Below are 734 nucleotides of genomic sequence, written 5' to 3'. Positions count from 1 at the left end.
ATGTGCACCAGCCCGTCCTGGTGGACGCCGACGTCGACGAAGGCCCCGAAGTTGGTGACGTTGGTGACGGTGCCCTCAAGCACCATCCCCGGCTCCAGGTCCTCCGGGCGCTCGACGCCCTCGCGGAAGGTTGCGGTGCGGAAGGCCGGGCGCGGGTCGCGCCCGGGCTTGTCCAGCTCGGCGAGGATATCGGTGACCGTGGGCAGGCCGAAGCGCTCGTCGGTGAACTTGGCCGGGTCCAGGCCGCCGAGCAGCTCGCTGTTGCCGATCAGCTCGGCGATGCCGCCGCCGGTCTCGGTGAGGATGCGCTCGACCACCGGGTAGGCCTCGGGGTGGACCGCGGAGGCGTCCAGGGGCTGGTCGCCGTCGCGGATGCGCAGGAAGCCCGCCGCCTGCTCGAAGGTCTTGGCGCCGAAGCGTGGCACCGCCATCAGCGACTTCCGGTCCGGGAACGGGCCGTTGCCGTCGCGGTGCTCGACGATGCGCTCGGCCAGCGCCGTGGTCAGCCCGGAGACCCGCGCGAGCAGCGCCGCGGAGGCGGTGTTGAGGTCCACGCCCACGGCGTTCACGCAGTCCTCGACCACGGCGTCGAGCTTGCGCGCAAGTGCGAGTTGGCTGACGTCGTGCTGGTACTGGCCGACGCCGATGGACTTCGGATCGATCTTCACCAGCTCGGCGAGCGGGTCCTGCAGCCGCCGGGCGATGGAGACCGCCCCGCGCAGGGAGACGTCCAG

At 71.8% G+C, this 734-nt stretch carries 1 protein-coding gene; it reads right to left on the bottom strand.

Annotated elements, in window-relative coordinates:
• Positions 1 to 734 (bottom strand): helix-hairpin-helix domain-containing protein (locus tag G7A99_RS22775; protein ID WP_163144305.1); only part of this gene is annotated, 734 nt, incomplete at both ends.

Source organism: Arhodomonas sp. KWT (assembly GCF_010993615.1).
Note: the sequence above shows the minus strand (reverse complement) of the source record. Positions and strands in the feature narration are given on the sequence as shown.